Source organism: Agrobacterium sp. CCNWLW32 (assembly GCF_037083425.1).
Taxonomy (GTDB): domain Bacteria; phylum Pseudomonadota; class Alphaproteobacteria; order Rhizobiales; family Rhizobiaceae; genus Agrobacterium; species Agrobacterium radiobacter.
Window position 1 is genome coordinate 401,671 of record NZ_JBAOJM010000003.1, and the last position, 17,404, is coordinate 419,074.

At 59.2% G+C, this 17,404-nt stretch carries 15 protein-coding genes; 5 read left to right on the forward strand and 10 right to left on the reverse strand.

Annotation, left to right across the window (positions count from 1 at the left end):
• Nucleotides 1-313 precede the first annotated feature (313 nt).
• Nucleotides 314-766, forward strand: coding sequence for a hypothetical protein (locus V6R85_RS09255; RefSeq protein ID WP_080866314.1), 453 nt, complete (start codon nt 314-316; stop codon nt 764-766).
• A 42-nt stretch (nt 767-808) separates the two neighbouring features.
• Here V6R85_RS09255 and V6R85_RS09260 read toward each other — a convergent pair whose 3' ends face one another.
• Nucleotides 809-1,084, reverse strand: coding sequence for a hypothetical protein (locus tag V6R85_RS09260; protein ID WP_162690287.1), 276 nt, complete (start codon nt 1,082-1,084; stop codon nt 809-811).
• Here V6R85_RS09260 and V6R85_RS09265 point away from each other — a divergent pair.
• A complete protein-coding gene (locus tag V6R85_RS09265; protein WP_035212709.1) occupies nt 977-1,537 on the forward strand; it encodes a dual specificity protein phosphatase family protein in 561 nt (186 codons plus the stop codon). The genes V6R85_RS09260 and V6R85_RS09265 overlap by 108 nt on opposite strands.
• A 133-nt stretch (nt 1,538-1,670) precedes the next feature.
• Here the strand turns inward: V6R85_RS09265 and V6R85_RS09270 are convergent, their stop codons facing one another.
• Nucleotides 1,671-2,930 carry an AGE family epimerase/isomerase gene (locus V6R85_RS09270; protein WP_004430639.1) on the reverse strand — a complete coding sequence of 420 codons (1,260 nt, stop codon included), beginning with the start codon at nt 2,928-2,930 and terminating at the stop codon, nt 1,671-1,673.
• A gap of 178 nt (nt 2,931-3,108) precedes the next feature.
• Between V6R85_RS09270 and metH the strand changes: the two genes are divergently transcribed.
• Nucleotides 3,109-6,882, forward strand: coding sequence for a methionine synthase (metH, locus tag V6R85_RS09275; RefSeq protein WP_111834721.1), 3,774 nt, complete (start codon nt 3,109-3,111; stop codon nt 6,880-6,882).
• A gap of 70 nt (nt 6,883-6,952) precedes the next feature.
• On the opposite strand, the gene V6R85_RS09280 is transcribed toward metH, so the two are convergent.
• Entirely contained in the window at nt 6,953-8,284 is a 1,332-nt protein-coding gene (locus tag V6R85_RS09280) for an MFS transporter (RefSeq protein WP_111834722.1), read from the reverse strand.
• A gap of 78 nt (nt 8,285-8,362) precedes the next feature.
• The gene (locus tag V6R85_RS09285) at nt 8,363-9,139 is read right to left on the reverse strand and encodes an AAA family ATPase (protein WP_060725257.1); all 777 of its coding nucleotides are present in this window, start codon (nt 9,137-9,139) and stop codon (nt 8,363-8,365) included.
• Nucleotides 9,140-9,470: 331 nt separating this feature from the next.
• Here V6R85_RS09285 and V6R85_RS09290 point away from each other — a divergent pair, with 331 nt between their 5' ends.
• The gene (locus V6R85_RS09290) at nt 9,471-10,109 is read left to right on the forward strand and encodes a hypothetical protein (protein ID WP_111834723.1); all 639 of its coding nucleotides are present in this window, start codon (nt 9,471-9,473) and stop codon (nt 10,107-10,109) included.
• A 41-nt stretch (nt 10,110-10,150) separates the two neighbouring features.
• Here V6R85_RS09290 and V6R85_RS09295 read toward each other — a convergent pair whose 3' ends face one another.
• From V6R85_RS09295 to V6R85_RS09320, 6 genes are all read right to left on the reverse strand, one after another.
• A complete protein-coding gene (locus tag V6R85_RS09295; protein WP_111834724.1) occupies nt 10,151-11,194 on the reverse strand; it encodes a zinc-dependent alcohol dehydrogenase family protein in 1,044 nt (347 codons plus the stop codon).
• Between the two features lie 95 nt (nt 11,195-11,289).
• On the reverse strand, nt 11,290-12,348 hold the full coding sequence (locus V6R85_RS09300) for an ABC transporter ATP-binding protein (protein ID WP_004430654.1): 1,059 nt from the start codon (nt 12,346-12,348) through the stop codon (nt 11,290-11,292).
• A gap of 13 nt (nt 12,349-12,361) precedes the next feature.
• Nucleotides 12,362-13,144 carry an ABC transporter permease gene (locus V6R85_RS09305; protein WP_004430656.1) on the reverse strand — a complete coding sequence of 261 codons (783 nt, stop codon included), beginning with the start codon at nt 13,142-13,144 and terminating at the stop codon, nt 12,362-12,364.
• On the reverse strand, nt 13,141-14,025 hold the full coding sequence (locus V6R85_RS09310; protein ID WP_004430658.1) for an ABC transporter permease: 885 nt from the start codon (nt 14,023-14,025) through the stop codon (nt 13,141-13,143). Before V6R85_RS09310 ends, V6R85_RS09305 begins: the two co-directional genes overlap by 4 nt.
• A 102-nt stretch (nt 14,026-14,127) precedes the next feature.
• Nucleotides 14,128-15,234: an ABC transporter substrate-binding protein gene (locus V6R85_RS09315; RefSeq protein WP_004430660.1), complete on the reverse strand. Its 1,107-nt coding sequence runs from the start codon at nt 15,232-15,234 to the stop codon at nt 14,128-14,130.
• 290 nt (nt 15,235-15,524) lie between these two features.
• A complete protein-coding gene (locus V6R85_RS09320) occupies nt 15,525-16,403 on the reverse strand; it encodes a MurR/RpiR family transcriptional regulator (RefSeq protein ID WP_026363416.1) in 879 nt (292 codons plus the stop codon).
• Between the two features lie 176 nt (nt 16,404-16,579).
• Between V6R85_RS09320 and V6R85_RS09325 the strand changes: the two genes are divergently transcribed.
• Nucleotides 16,580-17,353 (forward strand): N-formylglutamate amidohydrolase, encoded by a 774-nt coding sequence (locus V6R85_RS09325; RefSeq protein ID WP_020813584.1) that lies wholly within the window; start codon nt 16,580-16,582, stop codon nt 17,351-17,353.
• Nucleotides 17,354-17,404 lie beyond the last annotated feature (51 nt).

A 17,404-nucleotide genomic window follows, 5' to 3' on the forward strand; every position in this document is an offset into this window, starting at 1 on the left:
CGTTTTATCGCCCCGCCATGCTGTTCTGATGCTGCGAACGCCTTCAGCCGCGTTTGGTTCCCTTTGGTGTTTCGTCAAAGGTCCGGAAAAGTGGTGGGCGGGTGTCACGCTTGGTTGTCTTGACAGCGGGGGACGCGACCATAGAGTTGTGGTTGACCACGGCGGGCCGGTGCTTTGCGCTGCGCCAGAAGCGGCATAAGCTGCGGCTGAGAGTACACCGTCGCGACCTCCCGGTGAGGGGGATCGTTGCGGGCGGAAAGGGCATGGGAGGATGAGTTCACATGAGGCTTTATTTTAGCGGAGGAGGGACGACGTGATTGTCGGAGCCGTTCTCAGCGCCATTCTTCTCCTCACCCTCATTGCGTTTCCGCGGCATCTCAAATCCGTTGTCATCTGCCTGTTGCTGATCTGGACGACCACCGCCGCCTTTGTGATTTATGACTGGCGGCGCGGCAACCAGCGGCTTGACCATATCGTCGCGACCGCCGGCTTCGACGCGGCCTGCCCGGATGCGGCATTGCCAATCCGCCTCAGCTTCCGCAACGACAATAATGTCGCGGTGCAGCGGCTGACCTATACGCTCGAAGGGTTCGAACCGGCCTTCCGCGCCTCGGTCACCTTCGATCCCTATCAGGTGAGCGAAAGACGGATCGAGGCCGGGGAGACGTTCGCGGCCTGCCGTTCCTTCAGGCTGCGCAACAATGAAAGGGTAGAGCCGCAACGTCTGGAATGGCGCGTTACCGTCATATCCGCAGAATTCGACTGAACGGTTCGACTGCTTCCGGCGATCACGGTATTTTGAGAATTTTCACTCCGGTGAGCGGCCGTCGTAAAACCCTTGCATCACAGTTGCTTCGGGCGGAAAGGTCAACTTCCATCGTCCGCGCCGGAACGGGTCGGGATGGTCGCTGACTTGTTTTCGTCCATTTGCGATGCCACTTCCCCCTTCATTCGATTGATGTCGCGGGTTGATGTTTTGCGTATTGTTTTGAAGTTTCTGAAAATAACGGCCATTGGCCTTGTCGCCCTGCCGGTTCTGGCGGGTGCGCATATGGGCATCGGCCAGCTGACCGGAAATTTCCATGAAGTCATTCCCGGCGAACTCTATCGTTCGGCCCAGCCGAGCGGCAAGGACATCGCGGCCTATGCCAAGGCCTATGGCATCAAGACGATCATCAACCTGCGCGATGAAAAGCGTGAAGGCTGGTATGAAGCCGAAAGCCGCGCGGCGAAAAACAATGGCATCCGGCTTGTCGATTATCCGCTGAGTTCAAGCGAAAAGGTCTCGGTGGAGGATTCGGAAACGCTGGCGGCCGTGCTGCGCAATGCGGAAAAGCCTGTTCTCATCCACTGTGAACATGGCGCCAACCGCACCGGGCTTGCCTCCGCCATCTATGTGGCTGCTGTGGCTGGCAAGGGCGAAGCGGCAGCCGAGTTTCAGCTTTCGCCCTATTACGGGCATGTGCCGATCCCCGGAATCGGGCGCTATGAAATGTACCAGTCCTGGGATGATTTCGAGGAAACCATCGGGTTTTGAGGGTTGCTTTATGCTCGACGTCATCCTCGGCCCTGTGCCGAGGATCCAGCCACTTTGCGTCCGATACATAGGCCGCAGATGCTCGGGACAAGCCCGAGCATGACGGCAGAGGGGCTATTGGCCGCAGAGCGCCTTAATAATCCCCGCCGCTTTCCTTGATCACCTTCGTCAGGCTGCCCGTCGCCGGGAAAAGCGGGATGAGGCAGGCCTGGAGCGCATGATAGATATCGCCCTTGCCTGGGAATAGCGTGTGGGCGGGAACCAGATCTTCCGTCAGTTCTTCATGCCAGCCGCCATTGGCATGGTCGATGAAGTTGTTGGCGATGGTGCTCCAGATGCGACGATAGCTGTCTTCGTAGAAGCCATCCGCCGGCAGGTTCTCGTTGAGGAAATGGGCCGCACCCGCCGCCTCGGACATGGGCCACCAGAGCTTTGCCCGCTTGTCGGGATTGTCATTCCAGTCCAGCGTATAAAAGAAGCCGCCCTTTTCCCGGTCCCAGCCCAGCGCCATGGACTGCACGAAGAGGGATTTGGCCGCGACCGGCATCCAGTCGTGGCGGCGTTCGCCCAGTATCCACAATTGCAGGATGAGACGCGCCCATTCCAGCCAGTGGCCGGGGGTGGAGCCGGAGGGGCGGAACATTTCGTTGCCGCGATAGTCCTTGTCCAGCGTCCAGTTGTCGTCGAAATGCTCGGGCACGCGGAAATCCAGCTCGCCGGCGCGGCGACGGATGACGAGATCGGCGATGCGTTCGGCCTTGCTGAGATAGTTATTGTCGCCGGTCACCTCATAGGCGGCCATCAGCGCTTCGGTGAGGTGCATATTGGAGTTCTGGCCGCGATAATTGTCGATGGGCGACCAGTCGCGATTGAATTCCTCGGCGATGGCGCCATGTTTTTCTTCCCAGAAACGACTTTCCAGCACTTCGGTAATATCAGCCAACATCGGGTCGGCCAGCGGGTGGCCGACGGTCTTGGCGGAAGAGGCGGCCAGAAGCACGAAGGCGTGGCCATAACCCTGCTTGGTGGCGTCCACTGGGCCGGCATCGTTCACCTGCCAGAAATAACCACCATGTTCGCCATCGCGGTGCTTGTTCCAGAGATAGGTCATGCCGTGATCGACGATATCGCCGCAGCCCGGCCGGCCAAGCAGGTGGCCGATGGAGAAGCAATGCACCATGCGCGCAGAGGCATGGATGCCGCGCACGGGATCGTTTGCCTGCAGCGGCGCGCCCTTGGCGTCGAGATCGAAGAAACCGCCGGCGGGATTGAGGGCGCGATACTGGAAGAAGTCGAAAAGTCCCTCGGCCTGTTTCACCAGCCACTGGCGGTGCCAGGGCAGGGTATTCCAGTTGCGGCTGTTGTGATCGTCTTCGGGCATTGCGTCCTCCATGCGTTTGCTGCTTCGGCTTATATCCTTGCCGTATAAACCTGTCATCTGTCAGCGATATTTCGTAACGTGACGCAACGACGCAAAGCCATGCCTGTCCCTTGAAGATATATTGACATAAACATATCTTTATGTGACTTGACGACTTGCGATCTTGCAAATCGAAATGAGGAGTGTGCCCGTGTTTGACGATCTGTTTGGCCCTGAAGGGGCAAAGCGCGACGGCGCGGAAATTTTCAAGGCGCTGCGCGAGGCTGCCAGCGAACGCATCCTCATTCTCGACGGTGCCATGGGCACGCAGATCCAGGGTCTGGGTTTTGACGAAGACCATTTTCGCGGCGACCGTTTCATCGGCTGCGCCTGTCACCAGAAGGGCAATAACGACCTTCTGATCCTGACCCAGCCCGACGCCATCGAAGAAATTCACTACCGCTACGCCATGGCGGGTGCGGATATTCTCGAGACCAACACGTTTTCGTCCACACGCATCGCGCAGGCCGATTACGAGATGGAAAATGCGGTCTACGATCTCAACCGCGAAGGGGCGCAGATTGTCCGCCGCGCCGCCCAGCGCGCCGAGCGGGAAGACGGCCGCCGCCGTTTCGTGGCCGGCGCCATCGGCCCGACCAACCGCACGGCCTCTATTTCGCCTGACGTGAACAATCCCGGTTACCGCGCCGTCACCTTCGACGATCTGCGCATTGCCTATGGCGAGCAGATCGACGGCCTGATCGACGGCGGTGCCGATATCATCCTCATCGAGACGATTTTCGATACGCTGAACGCCAAGGCGGCGATATTCGCCTGCGAGGAGCGTTTCGAGGCCAAGGGCATCCGCCTGCCGGTGATGATCTCAGGCACGATTACCGACCTCTCCGGCCGCACGCTTTCCGGTCAGACGCCTTCGGCGTTCTGGAATTCGGTGCGTCACGCCAACCCCTTCACCATCGGCCTGAACTGTGCGCTTGGTGCGGATGCGATGCGTCCGCATCTGCAGGAACTGTCTGACGTCGCCGATACCTTCGTCTGCGCCTATCCCAATGCCGGCCTGCCGAACGAATTCGGTCAGTATGACGAAACGCCTGAGATGATGGCGCGGCAGGTGGAAGGCTTCGTGCGCGACGGTCTCGTCAACATCGTCGGCGGCTGCTGCGGTTCGACGCCCGAGCATATCCGGGCGATTGCCGAAGCGGTCAAGGATTACAAGCCGCGCCCGATTCCCGAGCACAAGCCCTTCATGTCGCTTTCCGGCCTTGAGCCCTTCGTGCTGACCAAGGACATTCCCTTCGTCAATGTCGGCGAACGCACCAACGTCACCGGCTCGGCCAAGTTCCGTAAGCTCATCACCGCTGGCGACTACACGGCGGCTCTCGCCGTTGCCCGTGACCAGGTGGAGAACGGTGCGCAGATCATCGACATCAACATGGATGAAGGCCTGATCGATTCCGAAAAGGCGATGGTGGAGTTTTTGAACCTCATCGCCGCCGAGCCTGACATCGCCCGCGTGCCTGTCATGATCGATAGCTCGAAGTTCGAGATCATCGAAGCCGGCCTGAAATGCGTTCAGGGCAAGCCCATCGTCAACTCGATTTCGCTGAAGGAAGGCGAGGAGAAGTTTCTCCAGCAGGCGCGGCTCGTTCACAATTACGGTGCGGCGGTCGTCGTCATGGCCTTTGACGAGGTCGGGCAGGCCGACACCTATCAGCGCAAGGTGGAAATCTGCTCGCGCGCCTATAAGCTGCTGACCGAAAAGGCCGGCCTGTCACCGGAAGACATCATCTTCGATCCGAACGTTTTTGCGGTGGCGACGGGTATCGAAGAGCACAATAATTACGGCGTTGATTTCATCGAGGCCACCAAGACCATCCGCGAAACCATGCCGCTCACGCATATTTCCGGCGGTGTTTCCAACCTGTCCTTCTCCTTCCGCGGCAACGAGCCGGTGCGTGAGGCGATGCATGCCGTGTTCCTCTACCACGCCATTCAGGTTGGCATGGATATGGGCATCGTCAATGCCGGGCAGCTTGCGGTTTACGACAATATCGATGCGGAACTGCGCGAGGCCTGCGAGGACGTGGTGCTGAACCGCCGCGACGACGCGACGGAGCGTCTGCTCGAGGTGGCTGAGCGTTTCCGCGGCACAGGCGCCAAGGACACCAAGGTGCAGGACCTCTCCTGGCGCGAACTTCCCGTCGAGAAGCGTCTGGAACATGCGCTGGTCAACGGTATCACCGATTTCATCGAGACCGATACGGAAGAGGCGCGCCAGAAGGCGGAGCGTCCGCTGCACGTCATCGAAGGGCCGCTGATGGCCGGCATGAATGTGGTCGGCGACCTCTTCGGTTCGGGCAAGATGTTCCTGCCGCAGGTGGTGAAATCCGCCCGCGTGATGAAACAGGCCGTGGCCGTGCTGCTTCCTTACATGGAAGAGGAAAAACGCCTCAATGGCGGGTCTGAGCGTAGTGCTGCCGGCAAGGTGCTGATGGCAACCGTGAAGGGCGACGTGCACGATATCGGCAAGAACATCGTCGGCGTCGTCCTCGCCTGCAACAATTACGAGATCATCGATCTTGGCGTGATGGTGCCGACGACGAAAATCCTTGAAACGGCTATTGCCGAAAAGGTTGACGTGATCGGCCTTTCGGGCCTCATCACGCCATCGCTGGATGAGATGGTGCATGTGGCGGCTGAAATGGAGCGGCAGGGTTTCGACATTCCGCTTCTGATCGGCGGCGCAACGACGAGCCGCGTGCATACGGCCGTGAAAATTCATCCGCGCTACGAGCAGGGTCAGGCGATCTACGTCACCGATGCTTCGCGCGCGGTCGGCGTCGTGTCGGCACTTCTCTCCGCCGAGCAGAAGCCCGCTTATATCGATGGCATTCGCAGCGAATATGCCAAGGTGGCGGAGGCCCATGCCCGCAACGAGCGCGAAAAGCTGCGCCTGCCGCTTTCCCGTGCCCGGGAGAATGCGCACAAGATCGACTGGTCGAGCTATAGCGCCGTCAAGCCGCAGTTCTTCGGCACCAAGGTGTTCGAAACCTACGATCTTGAGGAGCTTTCCCGTTACATCGACTGGACGCCGTTCTTCCAGACCTGGGAGTTGAAGGGCCGTTTCCCGGCGATCCTCGAGGATGAAAAGCAGGGTGAAGCGGCGCGTCAGCTTTATAGCGATGCGCAGGCCATGCTGAAGAAGATCATCGAGGAGAACTGGTTCCGGCCACGCGCGGTAATCGGGTTCTGGCCCGCCAATGCGGTGGGCGACGATATCAGGCTGTTCACGGATGAGAGCCGCAAGGAAGAGCTTGCGACCTTCTTCACGCTGCGCCAGCAGCTTTCCAAGCGCGACGGTCGTCCCAATGTGGCGCTGTCCGACTTCGTGGCGCCTGTCGATAGCGGCGTTGCCGATTATGTCGGTGGTTTCGTGGTGACGGCGGGTATCGAGGAAGTGGCGATTGCCGAGCGTTTCGAGCGGGCGAATGACGATTATTCGTCCATCCTCGTCAAGGCGCTGGCCGACCGCTTTGCGGAAGCTTTTGCTGAACGCATGCATGAGCGCGTGCGCAAGGAGTTCTGGGGTTATGCGCCGGACGAAGCGTTTGCCGGCGACGAGCTGATCGGCGAGGCCTATGCCGGTATCCGCCCCGCGCCCGGCTATCCGGCCCAGCCCGATCACACCGAAAAGAAGACGCTGTTTGCCCTGCTCGACGCCACCAATGCGGCGGGCGTGGAACTGACGGAGAGCTATGCCATGTGGCCCGGCTCGTCGGTGTCAGGCCTCTATATCGGCCACCCCGAGAGCTATTATTTCGGTGTCGCCAAGGTGGAGCGCGACCAGGTGCTGGATTATGCACGCCGCAAGGATATGCCGGTGGAAGAGGTGGAGCGCTGGCTCGGGCCTGTTCTCAACTACGTGCCGACGAATGCTGCCGAGGAAATCGACAGCGCTGCGTGAGGTTTCACTCATCGTCGTTGAAATAAAAAAGCGCGGGTTTTGCCCGCGCTTTTTTTGTTAACTGTTGAACTTACGACCTTAACGCCGCCAGTTCCTCGATGCCGACATGGCTCTCGATCTCGCTGCCGCGCAGATAGAGGTAGAGGCCGATCGCGAAGGCGAGGATGGCGATGAAGACCAGATACCAGGCATGGGCCATCGGATTGATCGCAAGCGCCGTCGTCACGCCGATCGGCGTCAACCCGCCAAAGACGGCATAGGAGACGTTGTAGGCGAAGGATAGGCCGGAGAAACGGACCGATGCCGGGAAGGCGCGGACCATGACATAGGGCACCGCACCCGCCATGCCGACAGAGAGGCCCATCACGCCATAAAGCACGAACATGGTCTGAAGCGAGGTGCCGGCGTAGCTGTAGAAGGTGAAGGTGGCGATGCCGAAAAAGATGCTCGCGCCCATGAAGAAGAGGCCGGAGCCGATACGGTCGATCAGGGCGCCGGCGATGATGACGCCGAAGATCAGGAACAGCGTGCCGAAGCTGGTGCCGGCGAGCGCCTGCGTCGGGGTGTAGCCATAGAGCTTCTGCAGGAAGGTGGCGGTCATCAGCGTCGTGACGACGATGGCGGCCGACAGAACCCATGTCAGCAGAGCGGAGATGATTACGCCACGCATATGGTGCTTCAGTACCAGCCCGAGCGGCAGCTTGTCCGTCAGCGATTTTGACTTCTTCATCTCCATGAAGATCGGCGTTTCTTCCAGCCAGCGGCGCAGATAAACAGCGATGAGGCCGAAAATGCCGCCGAGCAGGAAGGGAATGCGCCAGGCGTAACCGGCCACGTCTTCCTGTGTGAAGAGCGAGTTGATGGCGAAAGCGATTAGCGAGCCCAGCATGATGCCGAAAGAGAGGCCGGATGTGAGAAAACCGCAGGCAAGCCCGACGCGGCGGAACGGCACGTGTTCGGCAACGAAGGTCCAGGCCCCCGGTACTTCACCGCCGATGGCAGCACCCTGCAGCATGCGCAGGATGATGAGCAGGATGGGGGCGGCGACGCCGATGGTGGCGTAGGTCGGCATCAGCGCCATGCCCAGCGTGGAGAGGGCCATCAGCAGGATCGAGAAGGCAAAGACGCGCTTGCGGCCATAACGGTCGCCATAATGCGCGAGAACGATGCCGCCCAGCGGCCGCACCAGATAACCGGCGGCGAAGATGCCGAAGGTCTGGATCATCACCAGCCAGTCGGGCATTTCCGGCGGGAAAAACAGATGGCCGATGACAGTCGCGAAAAATACGAAAATGATGAAGTCGTAAAATTCGAGCGCACCGCCCAGGGCCGAAAGACCGAGAGTTTTGTAATCCTGGCTGTTGAGTGGCCGGGCTGCTGCCGGTGTGGTGGTGGGAGACATGAAGCTGCTTCTTTTCTAAATTACGTATTACTTATGGGCATGCGGCAAGCGCAGCGCGATTTCAAGCCTTATCGATGTTCAATCGCTCAGGTATTTCGAGGGACGGTCGAGGAAGCGTCGCAGGAAGCTGATGTTCTCCAGCTCGTCATAGAGGCGCTCGGTGACGCCATCCTCATCGAAACAATAAATCGTCGCCTCGGGAATGGCCAAGAGCACCGGTGAATGGGTGGCGATGATCAACTGGCCGCCACTATCGGCGGCGTCACGGATGAGGGCCGCCAGTTCGAGCTGTTTTTGCGGCGAAAGCGGGCTTTCCGGTTCGTCGAGAAAATAGAGGCCGGCGCCATGGACCCGCCGGTGCAGAATGTCGAGAAAACCCTCGCCATGCGACCGCCGGTCTATGGCATTGTTCCTGATGATCCCGCGAAACGTCTCCGGAGTTTCCTCGGGAAAGTCTTCGCCTTTTTTCAGAGCCTTCTCCCGCTCCCAGCGAAAATCGTCCAGCGCCTCCTCATTCTGGCGACGGACATAACCGAGGACATCTTCCGCGCGCAGGAACATGCGAATCTTCGGATATTTCTTACGGGCGAAATAGAAAGACTTCGCCACGGTCTCGGCATGCTGGAGATAGAGGTCGCCGGCCACCTGGCCGTGATTGCCGATGGCATAAGCCGTCATCCCCGCCGCCAGCCCCTCCAGCAGCGTCGATTTGCCGGAGCCGTTATTGCCGGCAAAAAAGGTGATTGGCGTCTTGAATTCGAGGCGTTCCAGATGGCGCAGCGCCGGAACCGAGAAAGGGTAATCATCCCTCCCGCCCGTGCTTTCCTTCATGGTTACGCTGTCGAGAAACAGCATGTCGCAGTCCTTGCCAATATCCATCCTGTGCGGAGGTGGTGAGCCTCGGCGCGTCTTGGAGACCCGAGGTGTGTCAGTAGGACTGCAGTTTAACGTGGTCTGCGGCCTGCGCCAATGGCGCCGGACTGTTCGGTCTCAATTCGGCTTTGCAGGGCTATATTTCTTAGTGTATTATAAAATAATAATTCATAACTTGTAATATAGTATGATTTCATATATACGATTGGATATAATAACTATTGTGTAATTAAAAGACTAAACCAGATATATACTCCGTATTAATACAGTGATGTCAATCGTCATGCATTCTCATTGCTGTTGTGGGGAATGGATGAATTACATTGCACTATTTTCCGCCGTGACCCTTTTTTCCGCGATATTCGCGAGTGGGGCAGAGGCGCGGAAGGTTCGATTATTTGCCATACCCGGATTTGGCGGCGGTGAGACGATCGATCTCGTCTATGATCTGCCGAACACTCCAGCTTTCCTTCGGGACGGGAATGCCCTCGATCTCGGTTATCTGAATGGTAGCACTAGCGGCTATGTTCTGTATAACGGCGACCGTTATACCAAGCTCAGCCATGCGGATATTACGAGCCTGAAGGCGACGCTTGGTTTTGATCCAACGACCAAACACCGCATGGAACGGGCAGCCCGTGACGAGCAGAACAGCCGCTGGGGCTTCGTGATTTTCATCGCCGTGCTCGTGGTCGGCTTTTTTGTGTTCATCCACAAGGGGCTACAGATCATACGGTGGTTTGCGCGGTCACTGACGACACCAGCCGTCACTGACAGTGGCTCGGCGGACGCCGTGTCCGACCCGCTGGAAATTCGCAAGAAACAACTGTTGAACCGCCAATGGAGCGACAGCGAGGCGAATCCCGGCGCACGTGTGCCTGCACCTTCTTCAGGGCAGGCGCCTTCCCGGGCCAGCGCTCCTGTCCGGGCTTTCGGGCGCAGGAACGCCTGAGCCTGACCCGGCTCCGACCGCGAACTGCCGCAGGACCCGGACTATTCGAACCGGTCTATGATGCTGATGCCGCTTTCCCTGAAGCTGTCCATGGCGGGGATGGCGGTTGCGGCCTCGGAAAGCGTAATGTGCCGGCCGATCAGTTTTTCCGGCGCGAGCTTGCCGTTTTCGATCATGGCCAGCATATCCTCGTAACGCCACGCCTGCATGCCGTGGCTGCCGTAGATTTCCAGCTCATGGGCGATCACCCGGGCCATGGGAATGGCGGGCATGGCATGGTCGGCGAGCATGAGGCCCACCTGTACATGACGTCCACGCCGGCGCAGGTTGCTGATGGAGTTGCAGCAGGTCTGCGGGTGGCCAAGGGCATCGACCGAGACATGCGCACCGCCGCCTGTCACCTCGCGCACGGCTTCGGCAACATCGGCAACCGTGCGGCTGTTGATTGTCGCGGTCGCGCCGAGCTGCCGAGCCATCTCAAGCTTGTCTTCGGCGATGTCGATGGCGACGACCTGCGCGCCAAGACCAGCGCCGATCATGATGGCGGAGAGGCCGACGCCGCCGCAGCCATGAACCGCCAGCCATTCGCCGCCCTTCAGGCGTCCCTGATCGGTCACGGCACGAAAGGAGGTGGCGAAACGGCAGCCAAGACCAGCGGCGGTGGCGTAGCTCATCGATTGAGGCAGATGCACGAGGTTCTGGTCGGCATAGTCGATGGCGACATATTCGGCGAAGGAACCCCAATGGGTGAAGCCGGGCTGGAACTGTGCTTCGCAGACCTGCTGGTTGCCGGAACGGCATTCATGGCAATGGCCGCAGCCGGACACGAAAGGAACGGTAACGCGGTCGCCGGTCTTGAAGCGGGTGACGTGTCTGCCGACTGCGGCGATGACGCCGGCAAATTCATGACCGGGAACGTGCGGCAGGCGAATATCCGGGTCATGCCCCATCCAGCCGTGCCAGTCGCTCCGGCACAGGCCCGTCGCTTTCACCGCGATGACGACGCCGCCATCGGTCGGTTCCGGATCGGGCAGGGATGCGACTACCGGGGTTTCGCCGAATCGTTCGTAATAAAGCGCGCGCATCATGGCCTCACATCGTTGGTATGCAGGTTCGAAGTGATACCTGCTCTACCATTTCCAGCAAGGGGGCGGAGCGGTTTTGCATCCGGAAAGGTGGTTCAGTCCTTGATGACCATCAGGTCGCCGGCCGCGAATTTCAGCGTCACCGGCTCACCGACGGCGGGGGGCGCTGTGCCGGGATCGTTGAACATGTCGAAAGACAGGGTCGAGCCGCCAAGATCGAGGCGGGTGCGGATGACGGAGCCGAGGAACTGGCTGGAGGTGACCGTGCCGGAAATGGCGACATCGCCTTTCGCATCACTGCCGAGCGAGCCCGCTTCCGGTCGCAGGGCAAGAGTAATTTTTTCGCCGTTCGCCGCATCGACCGGCTTGTGGAGGGTGATCTGCTGCTCTCCGACACGGATGGTGTTGGAGGAGGAATCCACGATGGTCGCGTCGATGAGGTTGAGCGTACCGACGAAGGAGGCGACGAAGCGGGTCGCGGGCTTGTTGTAAATATCGAAGGGCGTGCCGATCTGGTCGGCGCGGCCGCCATTCATGACGACGATACGGTCAGAAATCGACAGGGCCTCTTCCTGATCGTGGGTCACGAAAATGGTGGTGATGCCGAGTTTCTGCTGAATCTGGCGGATTTCCTCACGCAGTGAGACGCGAATCTTGGCGTCGAGCGCCGAAAGCGGCTCGTCGAGCAGAAGAACTTCCGGCTTCGGGGCCAGAGCGCGGGCAAGCGCCACGCGCTGCTGCTGGCCGCCCGACATCTGATAGGGGTAGCGGTCCGCCAGATGTTCCAGATGGATAAGCTGGAGCATTTCCTTTACGCGCGCATCGATCTCGGCTTTCGGCTTGCCGGCGACTTTGAGCCCGAAGGCGACGTTCTCGTAGACATTCATGTTCGGGAACAGCGCATAGGCCTGAAACACCATGCCGATATTGCGCTGGTTTGGTCTCAGCGTCGTCTGGTCCTTGCCATTGATGACGATCGATCCGCCAGTCGGGATTTCAAAACCGGCGATCATGCGCAGCACGGTGGTCTTGCCGCAGCCCGATGGTCCAAGAAAGGAGACGAACTCGCCCTTTTCGATGGCCATGTTGAAATCATGCACGACCTGCACGGAGCCGAAGGATTTCTTGATATTGCTAAGTGTCAAAAAGCTCATGAAAATCTTGTCCTCAGGCCTTGGGAGGCGCGCCCTTCTGGTAGCGTGAAACGAGTTGGATCAGACCCAGGCAACCCCAGGTGATGCCGAAGGAAATCACGGCAAGGGCCGCGGGTTCATAGGCGCGGTTGGCGCCGAGCAGCTGCATATAGGGGCCGAAGGCCGGGCGGTTCAAAAGGGCCGCCATGGTGAATTCACCGATGACGATGGCGAAGGTCAAAAACGCGCCCGAGAGCACCGCGACCAGAACATTGGGCAGGATGATGCGCGACAGGATGGTCGTCCACCCCGCGCCAAGGCTTTGCGCTGCTTCCGTCAGCGTCGAGACGTCGATGGTCCTGAGACCGGTGTCGACGGCGCGGTACATGTAGGGCAGGGCGAGCGTGGCATATCCGAACATCAGAAGAAGGTTTGTGCCGAAGGTCGTGCCGGTCAGCGGCAGCCAGCTGGAGGTGTTGTAAAGCCTGATGTAACCGAACACGATGACGATGGCAGGAATGACCAGCGGCAGAAGAGTAATGAATTCGATATAGGGCCGCAGGCCCGGCAGTTTCAGACGCACCCAATAGGCCGTTGGCACGACCAGCAGAACGCCGAAGACGATGGTGAACAGCGCCATCACGACGGAATAGCTGAAGGTCTCCTGAAAACGCGGATCGGTAAGCACCTTTGCATAGGCGTCGAAGGAATATTCGCCGCGCCGCATTTTCAGCGAGAAGTTGGTCATGCCGATCAGCGGCAGGGCGAAATAGAGCAGGCCGAAAATCAGCGCGCCCCAGGCGAAGAAACGCTTCATTTCAGCCACCTTTCGCTGCGGGCGCGCAGCCAGATATAAAGTGCATTGGCGATGCCTGTGACGACGATCATGCCGAAGGCAAGCGCATAACCGAGATGCGGATTGCCGAGAACGTCGCCACGGATCTGCGCGAAAAGCAGGATCGGAACGATATTGAGCGAGGAACCGGTGAGCGCGATCGCGGTTGCCACCGCGCCGAAGGCGTTGGCAAACAGCAGCGACATGGTGCCAAGCAACGACGGCAAAAGGATGGGGAAGGCAACCATGCGCCAATATTGCAGGCCGGTTGCACCGAGAATTTCCGCCGCTTCGCGCCATTCGCGCTTCAGGCCATCAAGTGCCGGCGTGATGATGAGGATCATCAGCGGTATCTGGAAGAACAGATAGGTGACGGTGAGGCCCCAGAAAGACAGGATGTTGAAGCCCAAAAGCCTGAGATCAACGCCGACCTGCGTCTTCAGAAAAACGGTAAGCAGGCCGACCGGACCGAGCGTGGCGATGAAGGCAAAGGCGAGCGGCACGCCGGCAAATTGCGAAGCGACGCCGGAAAAGGTGAGAAGCGGGCCGCGGATGCGCTGCGGCAGGCCACCCAGCACCACGGCTGCGGCCACGGCAAAGCCGATCAGGCAGCCGAGCGCTGCCGAGGCAAGGCTGATCTTGATCGAAATCCAGTAAGCGGCAAGGATCGATGAGGTGAAAAGCCCGGCAATGTTTTCCAGCGTGAAGCTGCCATCCGTCTGCTGAAACGCGCCGATGACGATCTTCATCGTCGGCAGGATCAGAAACAGCAGAACAAAAACGGCAAAAGGTACGATCCCTATCCAGTGAAGAGGCAGTTTCCTGCCCGCATCGGATGGTCCGCCGGTGTTGGTCGATGACATGCCTTGTCCCCAAACGCCGCTTTCAAAACGGTCTGTCTATTAAGGTATTCATTATAAAAGAAGCACCCCGGCTTTGATCGGCCGGGGTGCTTTTTCAACAGTTTACTTCACGTTCGCGCCGACGACTTTGTCCCAGCCGCCTGTGACGGCAGCCTTGTTGGCGTCCACTTCCTCGAGCGTCGGGAAGATCGCCTTTTCATAGGCTGCTGCCGGCGGCAGGCTGTCGATCAGTTCCTGCGGAACCTTGCCGGCCTTGACCATGGCGTTGAAGCGGATCGGGTGGCAATAGCCCTTCAGCCAGCCAAGCTGACCGTCGTCGGAGTAGAGATGCTCCATCCAGAGCTTTGCAGCGTTCGGATGCGGTGCGTAGGCGGAAATGCCCTGAACGTACACGCCGGCGAGAACGCCCTTCTCAGGAACGACAACTTCCGTCGGCGGGTTGTCGTTCAGCGTCTTCTTCCAGGAAAGGGCGTTATAGTCCCAGGCGATGATGATCGGGGTCGCACCCTGGGCCAGCGTGCCGGCCTTGCCGATGACCGGAAGGAAGTTGCCCGCCTTGTTGAGGTCGGCGAAATACTTCAGGCCGGCTTCACCGGCTTCCTTGCCAGACTTCGCACCGGTGGAAAGACCGGCGGCGAGAACGCCGAGGATCGCCTGGTTGGAGGCGCGCGGATCGCCGGCAAGCGCTACCTGACCGGAATATTCCGGCTTCTGCAGGTCTGCCCAGTCCTTCGGCGTGTTCTTGACGAGGTCCTTGTTCACGAACATCGACATGACGCCGTAATAGTCGCCGTACCAGTAGCCTTCCGGATCCTTCACATTGTCAGGAATTTCGTCCCAGGTGGAGACCTTGTAAGGCTGCAGCAGGCCTTCGGCCTTCATCTGCGGGCCGAAGGCGAGACCGACGTCAACGACGTCAGGAGCCTGTGGGCCCTTGTTGTCCTTGTTCGCCTTGATGGCTTCGACTTCATCGGCGGAGCCGGCGTCGGGGTTCAGCTCGTTGACGGTGATTTCCGGGTATTTTGCCTTGAAAGCGGCAATCACGTCGCCGTAACCACACCAGTCGTGCGGCAGCGCGACGGTGGTCAACATGCCTTCCTTCTTGGCGGCGGCGATCAGTTCGGCGCTCGGTTCAGCGGCGGCAATCGCGGTGGAGGCGATGACCAGCGCGGTGGTCGTAGCAAGCAGTCGGCGGCAGTGAGAGATCACTTTTTTCTCCTCTTCGTGTTCTCATATTGCGGACGCTGATACGGATTCTCGATGAAGCTAATGTGACGGCCAGATTACAAATTATTTATCCGGATTCCGCCACTTTACACTCGTTTTCCGCCATTATCAGGATTGTATGCCTGTAATTGCGGGAGTTGCCCGTTGTCGTCCGTTAGACCAGATGCGTTCCCCAGCTTGGTGTTTTCCCCTGTTTTATCGTGCTGGTGGCGATGACAGGTATCCAATCAGCGTGCGGCATCCGCGTCAAGTCGTATGCCGGCTATGCAAATTCATGTTCTTTCCGGCCTGCGGAACAGCCGTGTCTGTTCAAACAGGCCTTCCAGCGCGTTCATGCGTTCCTTGGTTTCATCCCAGGTGCCGCTCTGCACCGCCTCGATCAGGGCTTCGACCACGAACAGGGTGACAACGGAGGAATCCCATGCCGAGGGAGCCTCGATCCTGACGCGGAAAATGTGCAGCGCATGGCGCGCCACCGGCGATGTCCATTGATCGGTGAAGAGGATGATCTGCACGCCGTTGGCCTTGGCCACCTCGGCGAGCGTCGTCATGTCGTGCTCGTAGCGTCGGATGTCGAATATGACGAGCACGTCGCCGGCGCTCATGTTCAGCATATATTGCGGCCAGGCGCTGGAATTGGACGACATCAGCGTCGTCTTCGGGCGGATCACCTGCATATGGGTGAAGAAATATTCGGCAATCGCGCCGGTGATGCGCCCACCCACGAAATAGATACTGCGCTTGCGGTCGGAAAGCAGCGCGGCGGCATTGTCGAAGACAGCGGTGTCGAGGTCACTCAGCGTATCGCGCAGATTGCCGGTAATGGCGTCGGCGAAGCGGTTGAGAATGTGCAGGCCGGGCGCATTGGTGGCCCAGCGATCGTGTTTGGCGACGGGTCCGGAGATCGTTGCTTCCAGTTCCTGATGCAGATGCGCCTGAAATTCCGGATAGCCCTTATAACCGAGTTTCTGCACCATGCGCGCCACCGTTGGCGTCGAAACGCCGGCATTTTCCGCGATCGTGGTGATGCTGCCGAGGCCGGAGACGGGGTAGTTGCCGAGCAGGCTTTCCGCCAGCCGTTTTTCCGAACGGGTCAGCGCGCCGTAATGGGCATGGATGACATCCGACACGGTCGCCGTCGTGCTGCGCAAATTTTTCCCCTTTCCGGTCTTCTGCCGGTGCATGGCTAAAATAAACATCTGTGCCAGCTATCGAGTCAATGGGGAAAATGAAGAGAAAATTTCAAAATTCCATTTGACACTCGCAATAATGTGAAGAATTCTTTTCGTCATTGGCGGAACACGGGGTTTCCGGGTGGGGTTCGTGCATGACGGTGCGTTCACGGTTTTTCACAGAAGCGGAAGGGCAGGCCGTCGGCGTTGAGAATGCGGCGGCGAAAGGCGATGTCCTTCTCGTCTGCGAGCATGCCTCCGCCACCATCCCGCAGAAATACGGCACGTTGGGTCTTTCGCCGGAGGTGCTTTCGAGCCATGCGGCCTGGGATCCGGGCGCTCTCGCCGTTGCCCGGCTGCTTTCTGAAAAATTTGACGCCACGCTCGTCTACCAGCGGTTTTCGCGTCTCGTTTATGATTGTAACCGGCCGCCCGAATCGCCTTCCGCCATGCCGGTGAAAAGCGAGATTTACGATATTCCCGGCAATTTCGAGCTCAGCGAAGCGGAGCGGTTCGCCCGCACGTCAGCGCTTTATGTGCCGTTTCATGATCGGGTGAGCGAGATCATCGCTAAGCGGCAGGCGGATGGCCGCAAGGCGGTTGTGGTAACCATTCACAGTTTCACGCCCGTTTATCACGGCCGGTTCCGCGAGGTTGAGATCGGCATCCTGCACGATAGCGACAGCCGCCTGGCGGATGCGATGCTGGCGGGCGCCGAAGGATCTTCGCTCAGGGTCAATCGCAATGATCCTTATGGCCCGGAAGACGGTGTGACGCATACGCTACGGCTGCATGCGCTGCCGGACGGGCTTTTGAACGTCATGATCGAAATCCGCAACGATCTCATCGCCAATGAAGGAGATCAGGCGGCCATTGCCGGTTTTCTCCATGAGCTCATGGAGAAGGCGCTCTCATCGATTGACGGGTGAGGGAGCAAGGGCTGGCCGATGGTGAAGCACCGGGGCCGGCCATTGAGACGA

Excerpts from the sequence above, each read along its gene's own strand:
- V6R85_RS09260 (WP_162690287.1), bottom strand. The coding sequence starts at position 1,084 with ATGGAAATTTCCGGTCAGCTGGCCGATGCCCATATGCGCACCCGCCAG.
- V6R85_RS09270 (WP_004430639.1), bottom strand. The coding sequence starts at position 2,930 with ATGGAGGACGCAATGCCCGAAGACGATCACAACAGCCGCAACTGGAAT.
- V6R85_RS09280 (WP_111834722.1), bottom strand. The coding sequence starts at position 8,284 with ATGTCTCCCACCACCACACCGGCAGCAGCCCGGCCACTCAACAGCCAG.
- V6R85_RS09285 (WP_060725257.1), bottom strand. The coding sequence starts at position 9,139 with ATGCTGTTTCTCGACAGCGTAACCATGAAGGAAAGCACGGGCGGGAGG.
- V6R85_RS09290 (WP_111834723.1), top strand. The coding sequence starts at position 9,471 with ATGAATTACATTGCACTATTTTCCGCCGTGACCCTTTTTTCCGCGATA.
- V6R85_RS09295 (WP_111834724.1), bottom strand. The coding sequence starts at position 11,194 with ATGCGCGCGCTTTATTACGAACGATTCGGCGAAACCCCGGTAGTCGCA.
- V6R85_RS09300 (WP_004430654.1), bottom strand. The coding sequence starts at position 12,348 with ATGAGCTTTTTGACACTTAGCAATATCAAGAAATCCTTCGGCTCCGTG.
- V6R85_RS09305 (WP_004430656.1), bottom strand. The coding sequence starts at position 13,144 with ATGAAGCGTTTCTTCGCCTGGGGCGCGCTGATTTTCGGCCTGCTCTAT.
- V6R85_RS09310 (WP_004430658.1), bottom strand. The coding sequence starts at position 14,025 with ATGTCATCGACCAACACCGGCGGACCATCCGATGCGGGCAGGAAACTG.
- V6R85_RS09325 (WP_020813584.1), top strand. The coding sequence starts at position 16,580 with ATGACGGTGCGTTCACGGTTTTTCACAGAAGCGGAAGGGCAGGCCGTC.